General features: G+C 36.0%; 16 protein-coding genes. 7 read left to right on the top strand and 9 right to left on the bottom strand.

The window, feature by feature from the left end; genetic code table 11:
- Positions 1–7: 7 nt before the first annotated feature.
- The 6 genes from ACY651_RS05250 to ACY651_RS05225 all read right to left on the bottom strand — a co-directional run bounded on the left by ACY651_RS05250 (position 8) and on the right by ACY651_RS05225 (position 9,344).
- Positions 8–319, bottom strand: a complete 312-nt coding sequence (locus ACY651_RS05250) for a DUF3467 domain-containing protein (protein ID WP_462250432.1) — start codon at positions 317–319, stop codon at positions 8–10.
- Positions 320–393: 74 nt separating this feature from the next.
- Complete coding sequence (locus ACY651_RS05245) at positions 394–1,377, bottom strand: DUF1735 domain-containing protein (RefSeq protein ID WP_462250430.1); 984 nt, start codon at positions 1,375–1,377, stop codon at positions 394–396.
- A gap of 42 nt (positions 1,378–1,419) precedes the next feature.
- Positions 1,420–2,913: a SusD/RagB family nutrient-binding outer membrane lipoprotein gene (locus ACY651_RS05240; RefSeq protein WP_462250428.1), complete on the bottom strand. Its 1,494-nt coding sequence runs from the start codon at positions 2,911–2,913 to the stop codon at positions 1,420–1,422.
- 28 nt (positions 2,914–2,941) lie between these two features.
- Positions 2,942–6,172 (bottom strand): SusC/RagA family TonB-linked outer membrane protein, encoded by a 3,231-nt coding sequence (locus tag ACY651_RS05235; protein ID WP_462250426.1) that lies wholly within the window; start codon positions 6,170–6,172, stop codon positions 2,942–2,944.
- Positions 6,173–6,309: 137 nt separating this feature from the next.
- A complete protein-coding gene (locus tag ACY651_RS05230; protein WP_462250424.1) occupies positions 6,310–8,349 on the bottom strand; it encodes a helix-hairpin-helix domain-containing protein in 2,040 nt (679 codons plus the stop codon).
- Between the two features lie 137 nt (positions 8,350–8,486).
- The gene (locus ACY651_RS05225; RefSeq protein ID WP_462250422.1) at positions 8,487–9,344 is read right to left on the bottom strand and encodes a PorV/PorQ family protein; all 858 of its coding nucleotides are present in this window, start codon (positions 9,342–9,344) and stop codon (positions 8,487–8,489) included.
- A 71-nt stretch (positions 9,345–9,415) separates the two neighbouring features.
- Between ACY651_RS05225 and ACY651_RS05220 the strand changes: the two genes are divergently transcribed.
- The 3 genes from ACY651_RS05220 to ACY651_RS05210 all read left to right on the top strand — a co-directional run bounded on the left by ACY651_RS05220 (position 9,416) and on the right by ACY651_RS05210 (position 13,010).
- Positions 9,416–10,321, top strand: coding sequence for a bifunctional 5,10-methylenetetrahydrofolate dehydrogenase/5,10-methenyltetrahydrofolate cyclohydrolase (locus ACY651_RS05220; RefSeq protein WP_462250420.1), 906 nt, complete (start codon positions 9,416–9,418; stop codon positions 10,319–10,321).
- A 6-nt stretch (positions 10,322–10,327) separates the two neighbouring features.
- A complete protein-coding gene (locus tag ACY651_RS05215) occupies positions 10,328–10,948 on the top strand; it encodes a 7-carboxy-7-deazaguanine synthase QueE (RefSeq protein WP_462250418.1) in 621 nt (206 codons plus the stop codon).
- 130 nt (positions 10,949–11,078) lie between these two features.
- Positions 11,079–13,010 carry an OmpA family protein gene (locus tag ACY651_RS05210; RefSeq protein ID WP_462250416.1) on the top strand — a complete coding sequence of 644 codons (1,932 nt, stop codon included), beginning with the start codon at positions 11,079–11,081 and terminating at the stop codon, positions 13,008–13,010.
- 196 nt (positions 13,011–13,206) lie between these two features.
- On the opposite strand, the gene ACY651_RS05205 is transcribed toward ACY651_RS05210, so the two are convergent.
- Positions 13,207–14,235 (bottom strand): hypothetical protein, encoded by a 1,029-nt coding sequence (locus ACY651_RS05205; protein ID WP_462250414.1) that lies wholly within the window; start codon positions 14,233–14,235, stop codon positions 13,207–13,209.
- Between the two features lie 141 nt (positions 14,236–14,376).
- A complete protein-coding gene (locus ACY651_RS05200; RefSeq protein WP_462250412.1) occupies positions 14,377–14,592 on the bottom strand; it encodes a hypothetical protein in 216 nt (71 codons plus the stop codon).
- Between the two features lie 145 nt (positions 14,593–14,737).
- Between ACY651_RS05200 and ACY651_RS05195 the strand changes: the two genes are divergently transcribed.
- The 3 genes from ACY651_RS05195 (at position 14,738) to dprA (ending at position 18,399) form a co-directional block, all read left to right on the top strand.
- Positions 14,738–16,603 carry a tetratricopeptide repeat-containing sensor histidine kinase gene (locus ACY651_RS05195; RefSeq protein ID WP_462250410.1) on the top strand — a complete coding sequence of 622 codons (1,866 nt, stop codon included), beginning with the start codon at positions 14,738–14,740 and terminating at the stop codon, positions 16,601–16,603.
- A 1-nt stretch (position 16,604) separates the two neighbouring features.
- Positions 16,605–17,228 (top strand): response regulator, encoded by a 624-nt coding sequence (locus tag ACY651_RS05190; protein ID WP_462250408.1) that lies wholly within the window; start codon positions 16,605–16,607, stop codon positions 17,226–17,228.
- A 70-nt stretch (positions 17,229–17,298) separates the two neighbouring features.
- Positions 17,299–18,399, top strand: coding sequence for a DNA-processing protein DprA (gene dprA / locus ACY651_RS05185; protein WP_462250406.1), 1,101 nt, complete (start codon positions 17,299–17,301; stop codon positions 18,397–18,399).
- Positions 18,400–18,420: 21 nt separating this feature from the next.
- Here the strand turns inward: dprA and ACY651_RS05180 are convergent, their stop codons facing one another.
- On the bottom strand, positions 18,421–19,542 hold the full coding sequence (locus tag ACY651_RS05180) for a T9SS type A sorting domain-containing protein (RefSeq protein WP_462250404.1): 1,122 nt from the start codon (positions 19,540–19,542) through the stop codon (positions 18,421–18,423).
- A 178-nt stretch (positions 19,543–19,720) separates the two neighbouring features.
- Here ACY651_RS05180 and guaB point away from each other — a divergent pair, with 178 nt between their 5' ends.
- Entirely contained in the window at positions 19,721–21,208 is a 1,488-nt protein-coding gene (guaB, locus tag ACY651_RS05175; protein WP_462250402.1) for an IMP dehydrogenase, read from the top strand.
- Positions 21,209–21,458 lie beyond the last annotated feature (250 nt).

Raw genomic sequence — 21,458 nt, 5'->3', positions numbered from 1 at the left:
AATTTCATCAGGCTTGTGCAGTTGGTCCTCCAAAATTAAAAGGTATTTCTACTGCTTCCATATCCTGTATAGTACCGTTGGCAGTTTCAAACTTTTTAATGTTATCTATCATTGCCTTCATAAAACGCTTGGCATGAAAAGGTGTAAGTATGATCCGGCTTTTTACTTTACTCTTTGGTGTACCCGGCATTACATTTACAAAATCAATTACAAACTCAGCATGGCTGTGTGTAATTATTGCAAGGTTTGCATAAGCTCCTTCAGATACTTCTTCGGATATTTCTATGTTAAGTTGATTGGGCTGCTCAGTATTTGTCATTTAGTGTTTTTTGTAAAGATAAAAAATAAAGGGCTTCAATTGAAGCCCTTTAAAAAAGTTAATCAATTATTGATTTATGGTTTTGTTAATACCTCATAAATAATCCTGTCGTTACCAACACCACCGGGCTGGTTATTGTAAGTCCATAATAGAATAAAGCGCTTGGTTGCAGGATCGTATGTTTTTTGGAACCAGCGAATATTGGAAATACCTCCTTCAAAACTGGCAGTGAGTGTAACATTAACATTAGTAACTGTAGTTACAGAAGGATCAACTTCTAAAAAATAATCCCTGTCAGTACCTGCACCTAAATTAGCCACATATACACTTGTAATTGTGGGTGTAACAGGAGCAACAAACTTTGATGACGGTATTGCAGCAAGTGCAAAGTTTGCAGGAATAACCAGTGCGGCAGGGTAAGCCCAGCCAGCTTGTGGTGCCCAGCCTTGATCGCCAACTGCACTGCAATTATAACGGCCACCTGCGGTTAAGTTGTAAGTACCGGCTAATGGATTACCAATAAAGTGAAAATAGGCTGTACCAGTACCCGGGGCTTTAACAGTACCAGCCGCTGCACCTGAAATAGTTTTTATGCTAACTGGTATCATAAAGTTTTTAGACCCATCAATTAGTGAAGGGTTAAACTCTATTTGAAAGCCGGAAGAAGTGGTTTGACCAGCTTTTATTGTTACTGTTTGCTTTGCAAACTTGTAAGCAGTAGTTGGCAAAGGTAAATATTGCTTTAAAGGGCTGGTTTGAGTAGCATTGTATGAGGTTATTGCTGCTAAATCTACATCTACTTCACAAACAACATCTTTGTCAGATACAGAAGGTGCTACATATTCCAGATTCATTTCAATAATTTCTGATGTACTTGATGGACTAAACGCCAAATTACTGGCATCAAATCCACTGGCCAAACCACCATAAACCTGAATTTTTATTATTTTTTGGCCACCTTCTCCAATAGGCTCATATACTTTTGGTTTATCGCAAGATGCAAAAAACAACATCCCTGTAAATAATGCGGCTAAACTTATTTTAAAATTATGTTTCATGTTGTTCTGGTTTTAATATTTTAGTTATATGCTTTATTTTAATTATTGATCCCACCATATTTTAGCATCTTGGGTATCGCCACCAGTTAAACGGCCAACGGCAACTGCCAGTTGAGCTGGGTTAGTGCTTCCTTCAGAAACGCCGTAAACATACCTGCGTGGAATTTGCTTGCTACTGTTTGTTGCAAAACGTGTTGGTTTTAAATCAGGAACGCCAGTTCTTCTCCACTCTGCCCAGCCTTCGTTACCATTGGGGAATGCAGCAATATAACGTTGCAACTGAATACGCTTTATGGCAGTATTTGTTAATGCATTTTGAGTTGATGGAATTGCATCCCACGGCGCTATACTTTGACCAATAGCCGCAACGCCGGAGCCAGAAGCAAAATTGGCACCTGTAGAAGTTAAATAACCTGCAGGCATAGTAATTCCCCATTCTTCAAAAGATGCAGCCACGCCTGCCTCATAAGCAGCTTTAGCAGTACCATTTGTTGCCCAGCCTCTTTCCAATCCTTCTGCCCATGCTAAAAGTGCCTGAGATGCACCGATTATTACTACAGGTGAGGTTTCTGTTCTTTTTGAAGCAGCAAGTACCCTTCCATGCCCATTACTAACCCCATTGGTAAATGATATGGCTAACTCTCTTGGTAAACCATAAGGAAAACCTACAGAATTGGTGGCAAAAACAGAAATCCGGTTATCTCCCAAACCTGTTAAAAGGTCGGTCATTGTTTTGCTAATTCCATAATCATCTCTTGTAAAATAAGTAGCGTACCATGGGTTTTGAAAAACAGAATTTTGTGGCCCGCCTGGAGGTACAATTTTAAAATTATCAGCATTTGTTGTTATTATACCTCCAGCATTTGTTGCGGCATCAGCAAATTCTGCCTGGGCTAAAGCTGCATTGCTTTTACTTAATCTTAAAGCAGCCATTAAGCGTATGGTATTACCCGCTTTCTTCCATTTAGCAATATCTCCATTATAAATAACATCGCCTTTTATTACCTCCCCAGCAATATTTAAAGCAGCTACAGCTTCTTTTAGGTCTTTAAAAATGGCTTTGTAAATATCCTCCTGTTTATCGTATTTAGGAGTTAAATTAGCTTGTCCCAATAACGCCTCAGAATAAGGAACATCGCCCCAACGGTCTGTAATTGTCCAGATAAAATAAGATTTTAATATCTTAGCCACAGCTATCTCATTGATGTTAGTACTTTTATTAAGTACTACCTGCAAATCTATTAACGGACCAAAATAGGTACCGCTTGATTCTAGTTGTGGTAATGAATAGGTAGAAACATCTGTATATTGGGTTTCAGAAACATATTGACAGTATAATACTGTACGCAAACCGTGTACTAAACCTGGCAAACTCGATTCTGCACTGGTTATTAGTGCAGAGGTTACCGGAGTTGTTACCGCATCAGGATTGGCATTGGTATCACCAAAATCATCAATTTTACCACATCCTGTAACCATAGTTGCTAAAGCAACTACAGATAAGGCAGATTTAAAATTTAATATTTTATTTTTCATTTTATAATGTTTTTATTTTAATAATAATTTAGAATCCAACCTTTAAATTAACACCAACTGACCTTGAACCAGGGAACTGGCCATCTTCTCCATATACATTGCTAATTTCAGATGGATCAAAATCCCTGTTTTTAGTATAAATTAACCATGGGTTACGGCTAACTACAGAAAAAACAGCAGATTTTACAAATTTACCAATACTTAATTTTTCAACCGGAATTCTATATCCAAAACTTAATTCACGCATTTTAACAAAAGTTAAATCGTAAATATTATCTTCCGATATGTTAGCATTTCTGAATTGATGATGATATGTTTGTGCTTCAACATAAAAAGTTACCGGTTTTCCAGTAGCATCTACCCCATCTACACGTACACCACCTCCATCAGCAACATCGTCACGTACAGAATTTCCTTTATCATTTAACGTAGCAGTTCTGGCAGTTAAACCTGAGAAAGTACCCCAGTGATCAGACAATGAGAAAAATTTTCCGCCATATTGAAAATCGATATTAACATTTAGCGTAAAGTTTTTAAACAAAGTAATACTGTTTTGCACACCACCTGTATAATCTGGTAATGCGCTGCCAAAATTAACATCGTTTTCGGCTATAAATAAACCATCGCCTGTTAATTGTGGTACTCCGTTTACTCTTTTAATTCCTTTACCAAATAATTGCCCCCAGGTTTTGCCCACTTCACTTACAGAATATGCTGCAGAAGAACCGGAAAAAGCACCAGATGCAGAAACAATACGGGTAATACCCGGAGCTATTGAAACTACTTTATTCTCTAACAACTTACCCCAGGTAGCTGTAATATTCCAATCGAAATTTTTGGCACGTATAGGGTTAACAAATAGCTGAATATCAATACCTTTTTTAGCCAATTCGCCAGCATTAGTTCTTATACCTGTATAACCAGTTTGACCCGGTAAAGCGATATTTACAGGGAAAAGTTTGTTTGTTCTGTCCCAATAGGTAACATTAAAACCAAAAAGATTTTTAAGAAAACGCATTTCTAACCCAATTTCTTTTTCATCATTAGTAGAGCCACGTAAATTTGGGTTTACCAAGGTGTTGGGTTCTGGCAGTAAGAAATTACCTGCACCCCATTGGTTAGCGTTTTGAATATAATTAAGGTTCAAATCATAAATACCTAACGCATTTAATAACTGGCCATAAGAACCTCGTATTTTTCCGTAAGAAATAAATGGAATGGCATTTTTAGTTAAATCGCTGAAAACAAAAGAAGCACCCACAGATTTAGTTTCGATGAATGTATTTTTAGGCTCAGTGGAAACATAGTCTCTTCTATAAGTACCCTCAACAAACAAATAGTTGCGGAAACCGATATCAGCCCTGGTGAATACGCTTCTTCTTATAGATTGCGTACGTGGGTCAGCGCCAGTCAAGGTTCTACCGTAAGTAATGGGATCTTTTGAGTTGGTTAAAGAATAGAGATATGGTATATTAAGACCATTAGTTGTGCTGGCATCTTCTCTTCTGAATTTTGTTTTCAATATATCAAAACCAACTAAAGCATTAACAGCAAAATTCTTCAGCTTTTTACTGTAAGTAAGCAAGCCTTCATAATTCTGCCTGTCATTTCTACTCTGGCCAGTTTGATATTCTGCAATAACACCAGTTTGTAAAGCACTGCTTTGTAAATCGCTTGAAATAATACTTTCTGAATTTACATTCAATTGATTTTTACGGTAGGTTAATTTTGCATTAAAGTCATTAGTAAACTTATATTTTACAGATAAATCACCGTATATGCGATCCCTTCTGTCTAAATTAGATACTTCGTTAAAATAAGAGAATGGATTATACCAGTAGTTTGATTTGTAAAAACCACCAGGGTTGTTTGCATCATAACCATCTGGGTTAGTACGGGGGTTCCAGGTAGCTAAAATACCTTCAGGAGTTCTTAAACCTGTAAGTTCTTTTAAAATGTTCATATCTAATTCCCTGTGAAACCACTGACTGAAAGAGCCGCTGGAAAAGTTAGAATAACCATCGTTATTTTCTGCATTTCTGTTTTGAGCAATTACATTAATACTTGCACCTACAATCAACTTGCTGGTTACATCTAAAGTGGCATTAAAATTAAGGGTATGTCTTTTTAAGTATTCTGTAGGAATCATACCTTTCTGGTCTAAGTTGGTATAAGAGAGCCTGTAATTGTAATTATCGGCAGACTTAGAAAAGTTAATATTATTTGTTTGCGTTACACCGGTATTGTAAAAATCACGATTATTGTTAGGCTGAGCCGTTAACTTAGCTGTTTTGAAAGAACGTTCGTGACCACCATACCAGGCATACCAGGGAGCATATTCCTGCCCCATAATACGTGGACCCCAGCTTGCATCATCTGTTAAATCATGAAAATATTTACCGTTTAAAGCTTTCCAACCTTCGGGGTCGCCAGCTTTATAATTGTATTGTGTTAAACTTGCAACACCACCACCAGCATAAGAATTTTGATACGCAGGGGTAATATAAATTTTATCGAACTGAATACCAGAATTTATTTCGATACCTAAATTTTTATTCCCTTTTTTGGCTTTTTTTGTATTTACCACAATAGCTCCATTTGCGCCATCAGGCCCAAACAAAGCTGCTGCTGCAGGCCCTTGTAATACGGTTATATCTTCAATGTCGTCAGGATTAATGTCATTTCCGCTTGGCATTATTGTTCCGTCCACCACATATAATGCACCATTACCAGCACCCAAACCGTTTTCTCCACGCAGACGAACCTGAGTTTCAACACCCAGTTTGGCTGCTGATTGGCTGCGTACCTGTGCGCCTGCTACTTTACCAGCAAGTGCATTGTTGATATTACTCTGGCGAATAGTGTTCATTTGGTCTCCGCTAATATTTTGCACATTAGAAGCAGTACTTCTTGCCGCTCTTTTAATACCAAATGCGCCTGTAACCACAACTTCCTTCAATTCTGAAGTAGAGCTTTTTTCTAATGTTGCATTTACTATGGAAGCAGTACCAACAGGTAATTCCAAAGAATTAAAACTTGCGCCGGAAATAACCAATATATCCCCAGCTTTAACTTTAATGGAATATGCTCCATTTGCGTCGGCAGATAAACCTACGTTAGAGCCTTTTACCGTTATAGTTGCAAATGAAACTGGATTACCTTCTGTATCGGTAATCTTACCCGTCACCACACGGGTTTGGGCAAATGCCATTACTCCACAGAGCATAAGCATTGTAAACAGTGATAAAAATCTTCTCATGTGCGTTAATTAAGTTTAATGATGTGTAAAAATAGGAATATTTATTTAAAGTCAAAAAAATGTTAAATAATAAATAACTACCCTTATTTTAAGGACAAAAAATGATTGCAATTTGCTGCTTTGAACAATAAAAAATGTTAAAATTTATAAATGGCTTGCAATTTTACTTCACTTTTTTTATTTCCTTTTATCTCATCTAATCCACTGCCAACAAGGGTTTTGTTTTTGTAAACAGTTTGCGACCATTTTAACCATACCGATATTTTTTTGTTAACGTCATAATTGGCATTTACATAATATCTTAACCCTTTATCGTAAAAAACGGGGATGGAGTAGCTGTACAAAACATCGTTTTCGTAGGCATAAAGCCGGCTGTTATAACTATCTGTTTCAAAATATTGCATACGCAAGTTGCCTGACCAGGGCTTCAGCAGGGGTTTATATAAAATATCAAGATAAGTTAAAAATCCTTGCTCTGGATGGCTGCTGTTTTTATTAAACCATAATAGTTCTACACGGTTTCTCAGGGTTATATCTGCATTCAGTTTGTAAGCAAATTGCGTTCGCCAGCTTTGCTTTGGCTGGGCAATAATGGGTGATAAAGTAAATTGCGAAGGATTAAAATTTATTGCTTTTATTTCGCTGCGAAAACGGCTGTAAATCTCTAATTGCTTATTTGGCTTGTAAGTTACCTGTACCAAATAATCGGTACCATTTGATGGAGCACCTACTCTAAATCTTAACCATGGGAATTTGTATAAGTCGGCATAAGCATCTACCCGCCAAATGCTGCCGGGATGTATAGACAGGCCTGCGTAAAAACCTTTTTCGTTTGTGGGAAAAGTATTTTCGGTAAAAGCAGTTGTGTAAAGTGATTGATAACCCTTAGAGATATTGCGGTATAAAAAACTCATATCTACCGATGATGCGGTGCTGATTAGAATACCATTTACAAATGCTTTGTACAAATTATTAGTTGCCGCAGCCTCACCAAACAAGTGAATGTTTTTATAAGTATAGCTGTAATCGATACTGTAATTACCAAAAGATTTGCCTGTTAGTGCATACAAATTATAAAGATCGGCGGATTTTTTTAATGGCAATTTGAATTTGTAGTGAATACCATTAATTCCAAGATGAAGTTTTTTATATTGGTAAGATATATTGCCACCAAATGCCAGTTGTTGCTGAATATTTTTATCAACTGTTTCGCTTTTGGTACGGTGGTAACCCGATGTTTGTAAAGATGAAATAAAATCTTCCTGCGATTGTGAAGTATCTGCTACAAAATTGGCATCAATTTTTTTGTAAGAAGCAAAAACTGTTACTTGTACATTTCGTTTTTGTACAGTAATTCCAGCGCCACGGTGAAAATTTATTTCGCCAGCAGAATTGTATGGCCTTAATACTTCGGCCTCTCTTTTTATATTAATTACATCAGCACTTTTTTTAAATGCAAGGCTTTGCCATTGTGTTAACCCCTGCCCCATGTTAACCGTAAAATCCCCTAATGCCAATGATTTTATTATACCTGTATTTTTTACAAAAAAATGTGCGGAATAAAAATCGAAGCCATGCTTCTGTTTGCCTTTAAAAAACTGTTCGCCTGCATCTTTTTCTGCAAGAATGCCATACTGTAACAAATTTTTAAACTGGTACTTATACCGTAATAATAATTTTTGTGGTGAGCCGGGGTAAAAATTAGTTGCAGCCGATGAGTCTATTAAAAAACCTTTTGACCTTTCCAGTGTTTGTGTAACCCTTGCAAGAATGCTGTGCTCCCCGCCGGTTAACCTTTGTTGTAGTGTGTTTATCAATTTAACTTCGTCGCTAACTGAAACGTAGAGCCGTATTTTTTGGATGAGTTCTATTGTCCATGCCGGTATAGCCTGTAATTCATAAATATTTACAAATTTTCCAAAAAGGTTTCTGTATGAAATAAGGTTTTGAATTTGTATTTGATTTAATATCCTCAATTCTTTTAATGCTGTTTCGCTGGCCATATTTAAGTTGACAGGATTTTTAATATACTGCTGCATTTGCTGCAGATAATAATCATCTTCTGTTTCTGCATCTTCATTATTTTCTGTAATGTTTTCTAATTGCTGTTCGGTAGCCGGTGTTTCTGTGGTTTGAGATGATAAAATAAATGGTAAAAAATATAAAGCTACAAACAAAGTAACCAGCTTTGCTATGAATGATCTTGTTGAAGAGCGGTATGTCAGCCTCACCCCAACCCCTCTCCAAAAGAGAGGAAACTGAAATGGACAGTCTAAATTTTTAATATTTTTTTGCGAAACAGACACACTCTTTTTTATTCCTGTAAATTATTATTACTAGTTGTCGAATTTTTATTCCCAAAATTTGCAATTAACAAAATACCCGGCGAAAACCCCAATTGCGGATGATAACTACCTGCTACGTCGAGCCGCAAATTTTTCCAACCAATACCTACACCTGCAAAAGCTGTTGAAGTTGCACTCATAAAACCTGCTCTTGCAAAAAATTGTTTGGCAAAATGATACTGAATACCTGCAATTACATTTACCGGTTTATCTTCTTCTTTTATTACTTCGCTGCTTATAAAAAAGTTTTCCGAAGCATCGTAACCTAAACCGAATTTATAAGCATTTGCTAATTTTTCTTCCGAACTACTCAGTTTTCCTCCAACAGGATTATATACATGAAAGCCCCCGTTTAATTTTTCTGTAAAATGTATGATGACTCCTGCTTCAAAATTTATTGTGGATGCTGTGGCGTATGCAGGAATTCGATACCCGTAATAATTAAACTGAATGCCAACATCCACTTTTTTGCCAAGGCTTCTTGCATAAGCAAGCCCAATTTTGCTCTCGTTAAAATTTTTAAAACCTGAATAATTTAGTTGAATACCAAAATTGCCCATTTTGGTTGGAACTGCTGTTGCTACTGTGTAAGAATTAATTGCAGCCAGTAAAAATCTTCTCTCACCATAAACACCAACGCCAGCTTGCCTAACTTTTGCAAGTGCCGCCTGGTTTGCTGTAAAAGAAAGCGGATCGTTTTGTTGCGTTGAATAAGCGCCTAAACCAATATATGGAAGAGCAACTGAGTAACGAATTGACTGCCCCACTATGGCATTAAAAATACCAAAACCGATAAGGGTAATTGCGAATTGTTTCTTAAATCTCAAAGCGGTTGCTGGTTTATTTTATCAAGATAAGAATAAATATTAAATGTTTACTATGTGGCATACTAATTAAAATGATATTAGTTAATTACTTTTGCACCATGCAAATTTTAGATGGAAAAATAGTTTCACAATCGGTGAAAGATTTGTTGAAAACAAAAACTGCGATCCTGAAAGCAAAAGGCAAAAAAGTGCCGCATCTTGCTGCTATATTAATTGGCACAAATGGTGCCAGCGAAACTTATGTGGCCAGCAAAGTAAAAACATGCGAAGAAATTGGTTTTAAAAGCACTATGCTGAGGCTGAATGAAAATATTGCTGAACAGGAATTAATTGCAGCAATTGAAAAATTAAATAATGATGCTGATGTAGATGGCATTTTAGTACAACTGCCACTACCCAAACAAATCAGCGAAGAAAAAATTATCAATTTAATTGATCCTGATAAAGATGTAGATGGGTTTCACCCGGTAAGTATTGGCAAAATGGTGCAGGGTTTACCGGCATTTATTCCGGCAACGCCTTATGGTATAATGCTGATGCTGGAGTATTACAAAATTGAAACCGCCGGCAAACATGCGGTAGTGATTGGCCGCAGTAATATTGTGGGAAGACCAATGAGTATTTTATTAAGCCAGAATACCAATCCTGGAAATTGTACGGTAACAGTTTGTCATAGCCGCACTAATAATTTAAAAGAAATTTGTTTACAGGCAGATATTATTGTGGCCGCATTGGGCAAGCCCGGCTTTTTAAAAGCCGATATGGTTAAAGATGGCGCTGTTGTAATTGATGTGGGTATTACAAGAGTTGCCGATGCCACAAAAAAAAGTGGGTTTGCTATTAAAGGAGATGTTGATTTTATAAATGTAGCGCCTAAATGCAGTTACATAACACCTGTGCCCGGTGGTGTGGGATTAATGACGATTGGAGCGTTGATGATGAATACTTACAATGCTGCGGTAATGAACAATGGATAATTTATAATGATCAATAAAAACATTTTAGAAGTTGAGCTGCCAGTGATGGAGCATTTTTATACGTTGCAGGGTGAAGGTTTTCACCAGGGAAAAGCGGCTTATTTTATTCGCCTGGGTGGATGCGATGTAGGTTGTGTATGGTGTGATGTAAAAGATAGTTGGGATGCGGAGAAGCATCCGAAATATAATATCGAATTTATTATATCGAATGTAGAAAAAACTGCTGCAAAATTGGTTGTTATTACTGGTGGTGAGCCGCTGATGCATAATTTGGATGCATTAACTGCAGCATTACTATCAAAAGGTTTTGAAACCAATATTGAAACATCGGGTGCTCATATATTAAGCGGCAGTTGGGATTGGATTTGTTTATCTCCAAAAAAATTTAAAGCTCCTTTACCTGAAATTTTACCATTTGCCAATGAATTAAAAATAGTAGTATTTAATAAAAGTGATTTCGACTGGGCTGAGGAGTATGCAGCAAAAGTTTCGCCTTCCTGTAAATTATTTTTACAACCTGAGTGGGATAAGGCTGCTATCGTTACCCCACTTATTATTGAGTACATCAAAGCAAATCCAAAATGGGAATTGAGTTTGCAAATTCATAAATATATTAATGTTCCGTAAAAAAGCTTGTTGTTTACTGTTGCGGTTGTTAAATTCCTCCTTTTTTTTAATATACAAAATGTTATAATTAGCGCTTTGGTACTAAAATAAGTTTGTTTTCGTTTTACCTTCAATTATTGAAACAAAGCAGATGGTTACAAAAAAAAACATTTACAGAATTTTTCTTGCGCTTAGCATTCCATTAATAACTTACAATATTGCAGTGGCCCAATGGTACGACCCGGAAAAAGTAAATAAAAAAGCTGGTGAAATTTACGGGCAGGCATATGAAGAAGCCACCGCCGGAAATTATACTGCATCGTTAAAACATATTGAGGAAGCTTTAAAAATAGATCCCAAATTAGTTGATGCATTTTTAACAAGGGCAGGTATTTATGCTAATTTAAAAAAATACGATTCGTCGGTTATTAATTTTGAAACTGCTTTTCAACTGGATTCTGTTTACCCCAAAGATTACCTGCTGCCCTTTTCTATTTCGCTTGCAGGCACGGGAAATTTTCAGCAGGCGCTAAATACAGTAAATAAATTTCTTACCAACGATAAATTAAATTCGCAAAGTATCAAAGCTGGCAATTACAGAAAAAGCACTTACGGGTTTGCAGTAAAATATGATAAAGAACATCTTGTAAAAAATTATGTTTTTGCACCACAAAATTTAGGCGACAGTATTAACGCATCTGCGTTGGAATATTATCCGTCGCTTACTATTGATGGCAATAAAATGGTTTTTACACGCCGCATTGGTGGTGATGAAGATTTTTATGAAGCCAATTTTATAAATGGAAAATGGAGTAAAGCAAAACCTTTGGCAGGTAAAGTAAATACCAATTTAAATGAAGGCGCCCAATGTATTTCGCAAGACGGGCAATGGATAATTTTTACCGGCTGCAATTATCCTGAAGGAAAGGGAAGTTGCGATCTGTATATTTCTTTTAAAACAAAAAACGGCTGGAGTGAGGCAGAAAATTTAGGGCCGATGATCAATACAGATTTTTGGGAATCGTCGCCTTCATTATCTCCTGATAAAAGAGACCTTTATTTTGCCAGCAGCATTAGCGGCGGCCTCGGCGGAAGAGATATTTGGGTAACACACCGCTTACCAACGGGCAAGTGGAGCCGCCCACAAAATTTAGGCCCGGCGGTAAATACCAGCGGCGATGAAAGCTGCCCTTTTATGCATGCTGATAATGAAACTTTATATTTTAACAGCAACGGGCAGCCGGGCTACGGATCAACTGATTTATTTTACACCAAAAAAATAAACGACAGTTTGTGGCAGGTGTCAGAAAACCTTGGTTACCCAATAAATACTATTGATGATGAAGGCTCTTTAATTGTTGCTGCTGATGCAAAAACTGCTTACTATGCCAGCGACAAAGGCGAAGGAAAAGGCGGGCTTGATCTGTACAGTTTTGTGTTGAGGGAAGATATTCGACCTTTAAAAACTTTATGGGTAAAAGGTAAAGTGTTTGATAAAAAAACTTTAGCAGGTTTACCATCATCAGTTGAACTTATTAATTTAAAAAGCCGCAATATTATCAGTAAAATACAAACTGATGAAGAAGGGAATTATTTAACCACTTTACCTGTAGGAAAAGATTATGCCTTTAATGTAAACCGTAAAGGCTATTTATTTTATTCTGATAATTTTTCGCTTCGCAGCAATCCGGTTGATTCAGTTTACAACAAAGACATTCCATTGCAATCTTTAGAAAGTGGTGCCGCCATTGTTTTAAAAAATATTTTCTTCGATACAAAGAAATTTGATTTAAAAACTGAATCAACTGCAGAGTTAGATAAAATTGTTTCACTGTTAAATGATAATCCAAAATTAAAAATTCAAATCAGCGGCTACACGGATAATGTAGGGTTAGCAAAAGATAATTTACTCTTATCTAATAACAGGGCAAAAGCAGTAGTTGGATATTTATTAAGTAAAGGAATTAATGTAACACGACTAAGTTACAAAGGCTTTGGCGCTACCAAACCATTAGCTGATAATACTACTGAAACAGGAAAAGCATTAAACAGAAGAACGGAATTAAGCGTTATCAGCAATTAATTATTTCATTGCCGCACAATCCGCCATGTGATACTCATTTTTATCAATAGATTCCTGCCCGTAAGTGCCGTTACCTTATTTTTTAATAAGCTGCCCAGTTGAGCGTGGGTACATAATCTTGTACTCAGCATAACTATAATCGCTGCAAGTTTTTTTTATATGCTTCATAAATATTTTTAATTATTTTATAAATTAATTATTGAAACCATGTATCATGAGATCGAATTAAAATACGCCATTGATTGCCGATACATTGTACTGTAAAAGATTCCATCAGGCTTAATTCGGCCGTTCCAAATGCGCCGCCACTATAATATACATAATACAATTTATTGCTGCTGTAATATTCTTCGGTTATGTTATTAACTTTTATCCAGCCAGTGGCATTGTCATAATTAGATATCTCTGGCATATTTATCCCCCTTATTATATATATTCTTCCGTCTGTAGTGGCATCAGGCGGGGGTAAAGTAATTATAATAGTTTGGGTAGCGTTGTTAGCCATATTTACCAGAATAGTAAAATCATCTTCAGTTAATGTGTAGTCTGCACTTACAGCTTTATCGGGCAATTTCAAACTTCCAAAAACGGAGAGTGTAGAAGTAATTAAAGTTGGCGTTTCAGCTTGCTTACCAACACCTACTTTGCCACCCGGCACATCATTTAAAATAACTTTAGCATTATCTATCCCACCCCGGATATAAGTATTTTCCAGGGGCGAATATTGAAAGTAACTGGTATAAGTGGTACCACTAAAAACTGCTGATCCGTTATAATTATTAAGTTTTGGTACTATAAATGTAGCCATACTTGAGGCTTCGCTTCTTATACCTATATTGCCACTATTAAAAATTGTTAATGCCCTGCGGCCTGCTGCAGTAAATCCGCCGCCTGTACCGTAATCATACATATCTATTTTTATTTTTCCACTATTTACTTCTTGTGCAAGTATAGCCGCATAACCATTTGCAAAGTGTTTGCCCAGCGAATTGGCTATGGTTTGATTCCGATAATGATTAAACCCAATAACAGGTCCTGAAGCATCTTTTTGTATAGCTAACCCCGCCCCATCTGTACCAAATGCAGCAACGGTAGTACCAGTACCCGCTGCTCCCCTTATTTCTAACTTACCCAGTGTAGGGGTGGTTGTGCCTATGCCTACATTTTGTGCATTTAAATTGTTGAATACAATTGCGCTAAAAAATAATAATACAATCTTTTTCATTTTTTTATTTTTTATAGTTTACTATCCATCACAAATAAAATTTTTTGTTTGCAGTTAAACCTTTTAAGGCTTTTGTTGAAATACTTTTGGCATTTTGTTACAGCGTTTTTAAAAATGCAATGCCGGGGTTTGTAATAACAATTACTCTTTGGGTATTGTTTTTTTACAGGCAAATTCACTCATATCAATATCGATATTGACAAAGCGGCTGAACCAATTTTTGGGATTTATCCATGTATAAAATTGTTTTACTTTAATACTAACGCCTGCCAGCATTGCAGGTTTTGTTTTGGTAGTGGTAGATGGTTGCTCAGCTTCAATTTTAAAAACCGGCACTGTATTTAAATCTGCTATCATAAAATAAAATTTAGGAGGTTTTAATTTCGATGCACAAATATTGATAACTGCAACATTGAACACCCTCACGTAAAAGGGTGATTTTGCTGTGAATGTTTGGATGTTTGATGAAAAATGAGATACTTTACATTGATAAAAAAACCAGATGCAATTATTTTACAGATTTATTTTTTTATGCAGTTGCTGTTTTATTTTAGACGCTAACTATGCCTTTTCACAAACAATAAAGAATTTAGATTCTCTAAAAAATATTTTAAAAAGAGAAAAAACTGATACAACATCTTTAAACAGTTATTTACAAAAATTAAAGGATTTGCAAAATGAGGATATAGCCGCAAAAGAAATAATTGCCGATTGGATAATAAATAACAGTACACAGAAAGATAAAGAAAACCTGTTGATACAAACGTTGCAAACACAAGCCAGGAATTATTTAGAAACGGGTGATTATACAAAAGCTGCAGAATTTTATAATAAAACGCTTGCAATTGGTAATGAAGACAGCTACTACGAAATAAAATGCGATGCATTACTTGGCATAGGAAATGTGTTTTACCACACCGAACAATTTAATAAAGAGAGAGAATATACCACAAAAAGTTTTCTTCTTTCGCAAAAGCACCATTATAAAAAAGGAATCGGAAATGCAAAATTATCAATTGCCTCAGACTTACTTGATGATGACACTCAAATTGGTGAAGACACATTTAACTTGCTATTTAAAACAATGAATGAATGTTTAACTATATGGAATGAACTTAAGGATACTTCAAGAATTATTCATACTTACATAAAAAAAGGTGAATATTATGCAGAGTATAACTATTTCGATTCTGCCTTACAATCAATGCTGATTGCCCAATCATACTTTACAAAGTTTGATTATAAAGCTATTAGTAATTATTATTTCTTTCTTGGAAAAATATATTATCAAAAAGGGAAAGCTAACAAAAACAATAACTCAGATTTTAATGAAGCTATAAAATATTTTAATGAATGTTTGCCCCGGGCAAAAAAAATAAAAAACAGAAAACTGGAAGCATGGTGTTACGATTGGCTTTCTGTTTGTTATAAAAATTTAGGGGATTATAAATTGTCTTATGAATATTTAGAGAAACATTCTTACCTGTACGGATCGATAGTGGCAGAAGATAATTTTAAAGAATTATCCAAAGTAGAACATAAATACGAAATAGAAAGAAAGGAGAAAGAAATAATTTCACTCAATGCTACCAATCAACAAAAATCAACACTCAATAAAATATTAATTGGCAGCGCTGCAGCATTATTATTAATTGGTTTGTTGGGTTACAGAAATTTTAGAAGCAGACAAAAAATACAACAGCAAAAAATAACCGAATTAGAAAAAGATAAACAATTATTAGCCATCGACGCCATGCTTAAAGGCCAGGAAGAAGAACGCAGCCGCATTGCAAAGGATTTGCACGATGGGCTGGGCGGCATGTTAAGCGGCGTAAAACTGTCCTTTGTAAATATGAAAGAAAATATGGTAATGGATGCCGAAAGCGTACATTCTTTCGAAAACTCCATCATGCAGTTAGATAATACTATTAGAGAGCTGCGTAAAGTGGCGCACAATCTTATGCCAGAGGCATTGGTAAGATTTGGGCTTAAAAATGCAGTGCTTGATTTTCGTAATTCTATGCAGGTATCATCTAAAACAAAAATAATTTTTGAACAAATGGGTACAGAAAGGCAGTTGAGTAACACCGCCGACCTGTATATTTACCGCATTATTCAGGAGCTGATTAATAATGCTGTTAAACATTCGGCCTGTAATCAAATTTTAGTACAGCTTACTAAAACAACCGATAAAATTTTACTTACTGTTGAAGATGATGGTAAAGGTTTTAATACCCAACAATTACAACATGCAGAGGGCATTGGCATGAAAAATATTCAGCAACGTGTAAATTATTTTAAAGGAAAAATGGACATTACTTCGCAACCGGCAGAAGGCACATCGGTAAATATAGAATTAACGGCATAAAATGACAAGCGTATATATTGTTGACGATCACGAATTAATTATTGAAGGCATCACTTCTTTTCTGCAAAAAGAAAAAAATATTACAATGGCGGGCTATGCCACTACCGCATTGGCGTGTATTAATTTTTTCAAGTGTAATATTGCTGATGTTATATTAATGGACATAAACCTGCCCGATATGAATGGTATGGATTTATGTAAAATAATTAAAACCAATTATCCCGGTATTAATGTAATTGCATTAAGCACTTTAAACCAGGGCAGTTACATAACACAAATTATAGAAAATGGTGCCAGCGGTTACCTTTTAAAAAATGCTGACAAAAAAGAAATTTTAGAAGCCATTGCAACAGTACAAAAAGGTAAAACCTTTTTTAGTTTTGAGGCAGGCAAAATTTATACCGCAACAAAAGAAAAAAGAACGGGGTTGCCAGTTTTAAGCAAAAGAGAAAAAGAAATTTTAAAATTAATTGCCGAAGGGTTAACTAATATAGAAATTAGTAAACAACTTTTTATAAGTATTGATACCGTGGATACACACCGAAAAAATCTTTACACTAAACTTAAAGTAAATAACACCGCACAACTTATAAGATCCGGCATTGAAAATAATTATTTAGAATAGGCTGCACTCCAATACAAATTTTTTTAGGGTAATTACTTATAATATATTTACAGGTAATTATTTTTTTGTAATGAACAACGACCTGATTTATCAAATTGCCTTAACGCTTATACCCAACATTGGCGATGTACATGCCAAAGCATTGGTAAATATTTACGGTGATGCACAATCTATTTTTAAGGCAAAGAAAAAAGAGCTGGAAGCCATTGAAGGCATTGGCACAGTAAGGGCAAACAGTATTAAAGCATTTGCAGATTTTACCAGCAGCGAAGCAGAAATAAAATTTATTGAAAAATATAAAATTGCGCCGCTTTTTCTTACTGATAAAAATTATCCGCAGCGTTTATTAAATTGTTACGACAGCCCGGTAATTTTGTATTACCGTGGTAATGCTGATTTAAATACTGCTAAAATAATTTCCATTGTTGGTACAAGAAACTGCAGCGAATATGGCAAAACTATTACCGAAAAATTAATTGCAGATTTTACCGAACAAAATATTTTAGTAGTAAGCGGTTTAGCTTTTGGCATTGATACCATTGCACACAAAGCAGCATTAAAAAATAATTTGCAAACTGTTGGCGTGCTGGCGCATGGGCTAGACAGGATTTATCCCACACAAAATAAAACACTTGCCAAACAAATGACGGAGCAGGGCGGCTTGCTTACCGATTTTATCAGCAACACCAATCCTGATAAACAAAATTTTCCTAAGAGAAACCGAATTGTTGCAGGCATATGCGATGCTTTAATAGTAATTGAAAGCGGCAAAAAAGGCGGCTCATTAATTACTGCCGAATTAGGAAATGGCTATAACAAAGATGTTTTTGCCGTACCCGGTAAAATAACAGATACAAAAAGTGAGGGCTGTAATTATCTTATTAAACAAAACAAAGCTTCATTAATAACCTGCGCTAACGATTTAGTGGAATTAATGAACTGGGATCCTAAAGAAAAAAATCAACAAAAAAAACAACGGGAATTGTTTATTGAACTTACGCCTGATGAAAAAATTATTGTTGATATTTTGCAACAGCGTGAAAATATTCAGATAGATGAATTGTATTTTAAAAGTGGTTTAAGCAGCAGTGCTGTGGCCACGGCATTGCTGATGCTGGAAATGCAGAACGTGGTTGCTTCCTTGCCGGGGAAAGTTTATAAGATGATATAAGATGCAACCCGTCTTCTAAATTTATTCCTTTACAATCTTATACTTTTTATTTTCTTCTGCATCTGCTATTACCAAATAATACGCACCTGCTGAAAGAGTTTTTATATCAATTTTATTTGACCCGTTCTTTACTGTTTTATTTATTACTAACTGTCCGCTAACATTGTACAATTTTGCTGTTGCAGTATATGAAACAGCAGGATTAAGAATACTTACATTTATAAACTCTTTTGTGGGATTTGGATAAATTAAAACATCGTTTCCACTGCAATTCACATTTAATACTATCCTGTCAGAGTATTTATATTTACCATCGTTGTCAATCATTTTCAACCGGTAAATTCCTATACCAGAAACTGCTGCAGGTTGCACAAATTCATAATTATTACTTGCAGAAGTATTATTGGCAGCATTAACAGTTCCAAGGGTTGTAAAATCAGTTCCGTTAGTACTGTATTCCACTTGGTATGCTTTCAAATTAATTTCAGACTGTGATGTCCAGTTTATTTTAGAAGTACAATTTGCAACAGACCCTTGAAATAAATTTATTTTTACTGGTAATACGCAATTCGGGATAAAACATAAAAATCCTGCATCACAATTTGCAAAATTATCTACATAAAATCTAAATGTATAATTGCCGGCCGGCAAATTAGCTGAACCTGTTACCTGGCTCCACACTTTTTGATTTTCATTACCCACATAAGTTAGTACAGTTGAAGTGGCGACCACTGTGGAGGATGAATTAATAATATCTATATAGCTGTTAAACCCGCTGCCCCCTAATTCTCTTATAGAAAAAAAGCCGCTAAAATTTATATCGGATGAGCAGGTTAAAGTAAAATTTTGCTGGATATAATCATTGTTTTTTGCAACTTCTGCATACTGAGTTCCATCAGCTGCTGTGTCAGGTCCCTCATCATAAACTGAACCGTCAGTCTTAACTATGTTGAAATGTGAACCTCCAGGCATTACCCAGCCATTAAATGTAGAGCTCCCTGTTGCATTATCACCAACCAAAGGTTGAACAGGAGTTTCAAAACCGGGATTATTTAATTGGTTAATTGTACATTGGCTATACAGACTTTTTACAAAAAATGTATTAAATAAAAATAAAATACTAATGTAAAGTCTAAGTCCCATTATAAAATATATGACCCGAATTTGCAATTGATTTAACAGATAACTACTGTTAGCGGAGTATCTAAATATTCTTTAAAGAAAAAGAATAGGTATCTATTGCTGGGGGTATACAAAGAAACGGTTTACTCCCATTATTATTGCCTAATTAATAATTTAAATTAATGCCTTATCTTCGCCTATGGCAACAATAAATTATTCCTCCAACCAATCTCAAAAATTTTTCGGCGAAGGCTTGACGTTTGACGACGTGTTACTTATGCCTGCCTATTCTCAAATTTTACCACGAGAAGTGGACATAAACACCCGGCTTACCAAAACCATTACATTGCATGTGCCCTTATTAAGTGCAGCAATGGACACAGTTACAGAAGCTGCCTTAGCTATTGCGTTGGCAAGAGAAGGGGGCCTGGGTATTCTCCATAAAAACATGAGTATTGAAAACCAAGCAGCGCAGGTACGTAAAGTAAAAAGAAGTGAGAATGGTTTAATTTCTGATCCCATCACCCTTTCGCCAGATGCCACCATTGGCGAAGCAGTGAGGCTGATGAAAGAAAATAAAATTGGTGGCATTCCCATTGTAGATGTTCAACATAAATTAGTAGGCATTTTAACCAACCGTGATTTACGTTTTGAAACCAACTACAAAGCCAAAGTAAGTACGGTAATGACAAAAGAAAATTTGTTTACCGCACCCGAAGGCACCGATTTAAAAAAAGCAGAACAATTATTTAAGCAAACCAAAGTTGAAAAATTACCCATCATAAATAAGCAGGGGAAATTAACAGGCCTTTTTACTTACAGTGATATTTTAAAATTAAAATCGCATCCCAATGCAGTTAAAGATGCATCGGGCAGGTTATTGGTAGGTGCAGGTGTGGGTATTACAAAAGACAGTATTGAAAGAGTGGCTGCACTAAACAGTTTTGGTGTAGATGTTATTTGTTTAGACAGTGCACACGGCCACACCAAAGGCGTGATGGACACCTTAAAAGCTATTAAAAAAGCATACAAAAATATACAGGTTATTGCAGGCAATGTAGGTACTGCCGCCGGTGCAAAAGCATTGGCCGATGCTGGCGCCGATGCGGTGAAAGTGGGCATAGGACCGGGTTCTATCTGTACTACAAGAGTTGTTGCAGGTACAGGCGTACCGCAAATAACTGCCGTAATGGAAGCTGCCGCTGCATTAAAAAATAAAAATGTAGGCATCATCAGCGATGGTGGCATAAGATATACCGGCGACATGGTAAAAGCATTAGCCGCAGGTGCCAGTTGCGTAATGATGGGTAATATTTTTGCTGGTACCGAAGAAAGCCCCGGCGAAACAATTATTTACGAAGGAAGAAAATTTAAGCAGTACCGTGGCATGGGAAGTTTAGGTGCAATGGCACAGGGCAGCAGCGACCGTTACTTTCAGGATGTGGAAGATGATATTAAAAAGTTTGTACCCGAAGGCATTGAAGGCCGTGTGGCATTTAAAGGAAATTTAAGCGAAGTAGTACACCAGTTTACCGGCGGCTTACGGGCAGGCATGGGCTATTGCGGTGCTAAAAATATCAGCGAATTACAAAAGGCAACTTTTGTAAAAATTACTAACGCAGGTATGAGAGAAAGCCATGCACATGATATTGAGATTACTAAGGAAGCGCCGAATTACAGCAGGTAAAGCCCCCCTCCGCCCCCTGAAGGGGGAACTAATTATGGAGCAGATTGATGATAAAGATTGTGTTTTGTATTTTTATTAACCGGGCAATTGCACTTCTATCATCTTCATTGGCATCGCACTCTTGTGCAGTATATCTTTATTCAACTTTTATTTAAGCGGTTATGCCAGCATACTGTTTAAAATATAATTGCTGTACATTCGTATCTAATCAAAAGCAATGAAAAAAATATTACTGCAACTTTTATTCATT

The organism is Ferruginibacter sp. (genome assembly GCF_031391665.1).
GTDB lineage: Bacteria > Bacteroidota > Bacteroidia > Chitinophagales > Chitinophagaceae > Ferruginibacter.
Note: the sequence above shows the minus strand (reverse complement) of the source record. Positions and strands in the feature narration are given on the sequence as shown.

Coding starts and splice junctions, on each gene's coding strand:
- ACY651_RS05180 (WP_462250404.1), bottom strand. CDS start 19,542: ATGGGACTTAGACTTTACATTAGTATTTTATTTTTATTTAATACATTT.
- ACY651_RS05245 (WP_462250430.1), bottom strand. CDS start 1,377: ATGAAACATAATTTTAAAATAAGTTTAGCCGCATTATTTACAGGGATG.
- guaB (WP_462250402.1), top strand. CDS start 19,721: ATGGCAACAATAAATTATTCCTCCAACCAATCTCAAAAATTTTTCGGC.
- ACY651_RS05190 (WP_462250408.1), top strand. CDS start 16,605: ATGACAAGCGTATATATTGTTGACGATCACGAATTAATTATTGAAGGC.
- ACY651_RS05210 (WP_462250416.1), top strand. CDS start 11,079: ATGGTTACAAAAAAAAACATTTACAGAATTTTTCTTGCGCTTAGCATT.
- ACY651_RS05205 (WP_462250414.1), bottom strand. CDS start 14,235: ATGAAAAAGATTGTATTATTATTTTTTAGCGCAATTGTATTCAACAAT.
- dprA (WP_462250406.1), top strand. CDS start 17,299: ATGAACAACGACCTGATTTATCAAATTGCCTTAACGCTTATACCCAAC.
- ACY651_RS05250 (WP_462250432.1), bottom strand. CDS start 319: ATGACAAATACTGAGCAGCCCAATCAACTTAACATAGAAATATCCGAA.
- ACY651_RS05200 (WP_462250412.1), bottom strand. CDS start 14,592: ATGATAGCAGATTTAAATACAGTGCCGGTTTTTAAAATTGAAGCTGAG.
- ACY651_RS05220 (WP_462250420.1), top strand. CDS start 9,416: ATGATATTAGTTAATTACTTTTGCACCATGCAAATTTTAGATGGAAAA.
- ACY651_RS05240 (WP_462250428.1), bottom strand. CDS start 2,913: ATGAAAAATAAAATATTAAATTTTAAATCTGCCTTATCTGTAGTTGCT.
- ACY651_RS05215 (WP_462250418.1), top strand. CDS start 10,328: ATGATCAATAAAAACATTTTAGAAGTTGAGCTGCCAGTGATGGAGCAT.
- ACY651_RS05195 (WP_462250410.1), top strand. CDS start 14,738: ATGCAATTATTTTACAGATTTATTTTTTTATGCAGTTGCTGTTTTATT.
- ACY651_RS05235 (WP_462250426.1), bottom strand. CDS start 6,172: ATGAGAAGATTTTTATCACTGTTTACAATGCTTATGCTCTGTGGAGTA.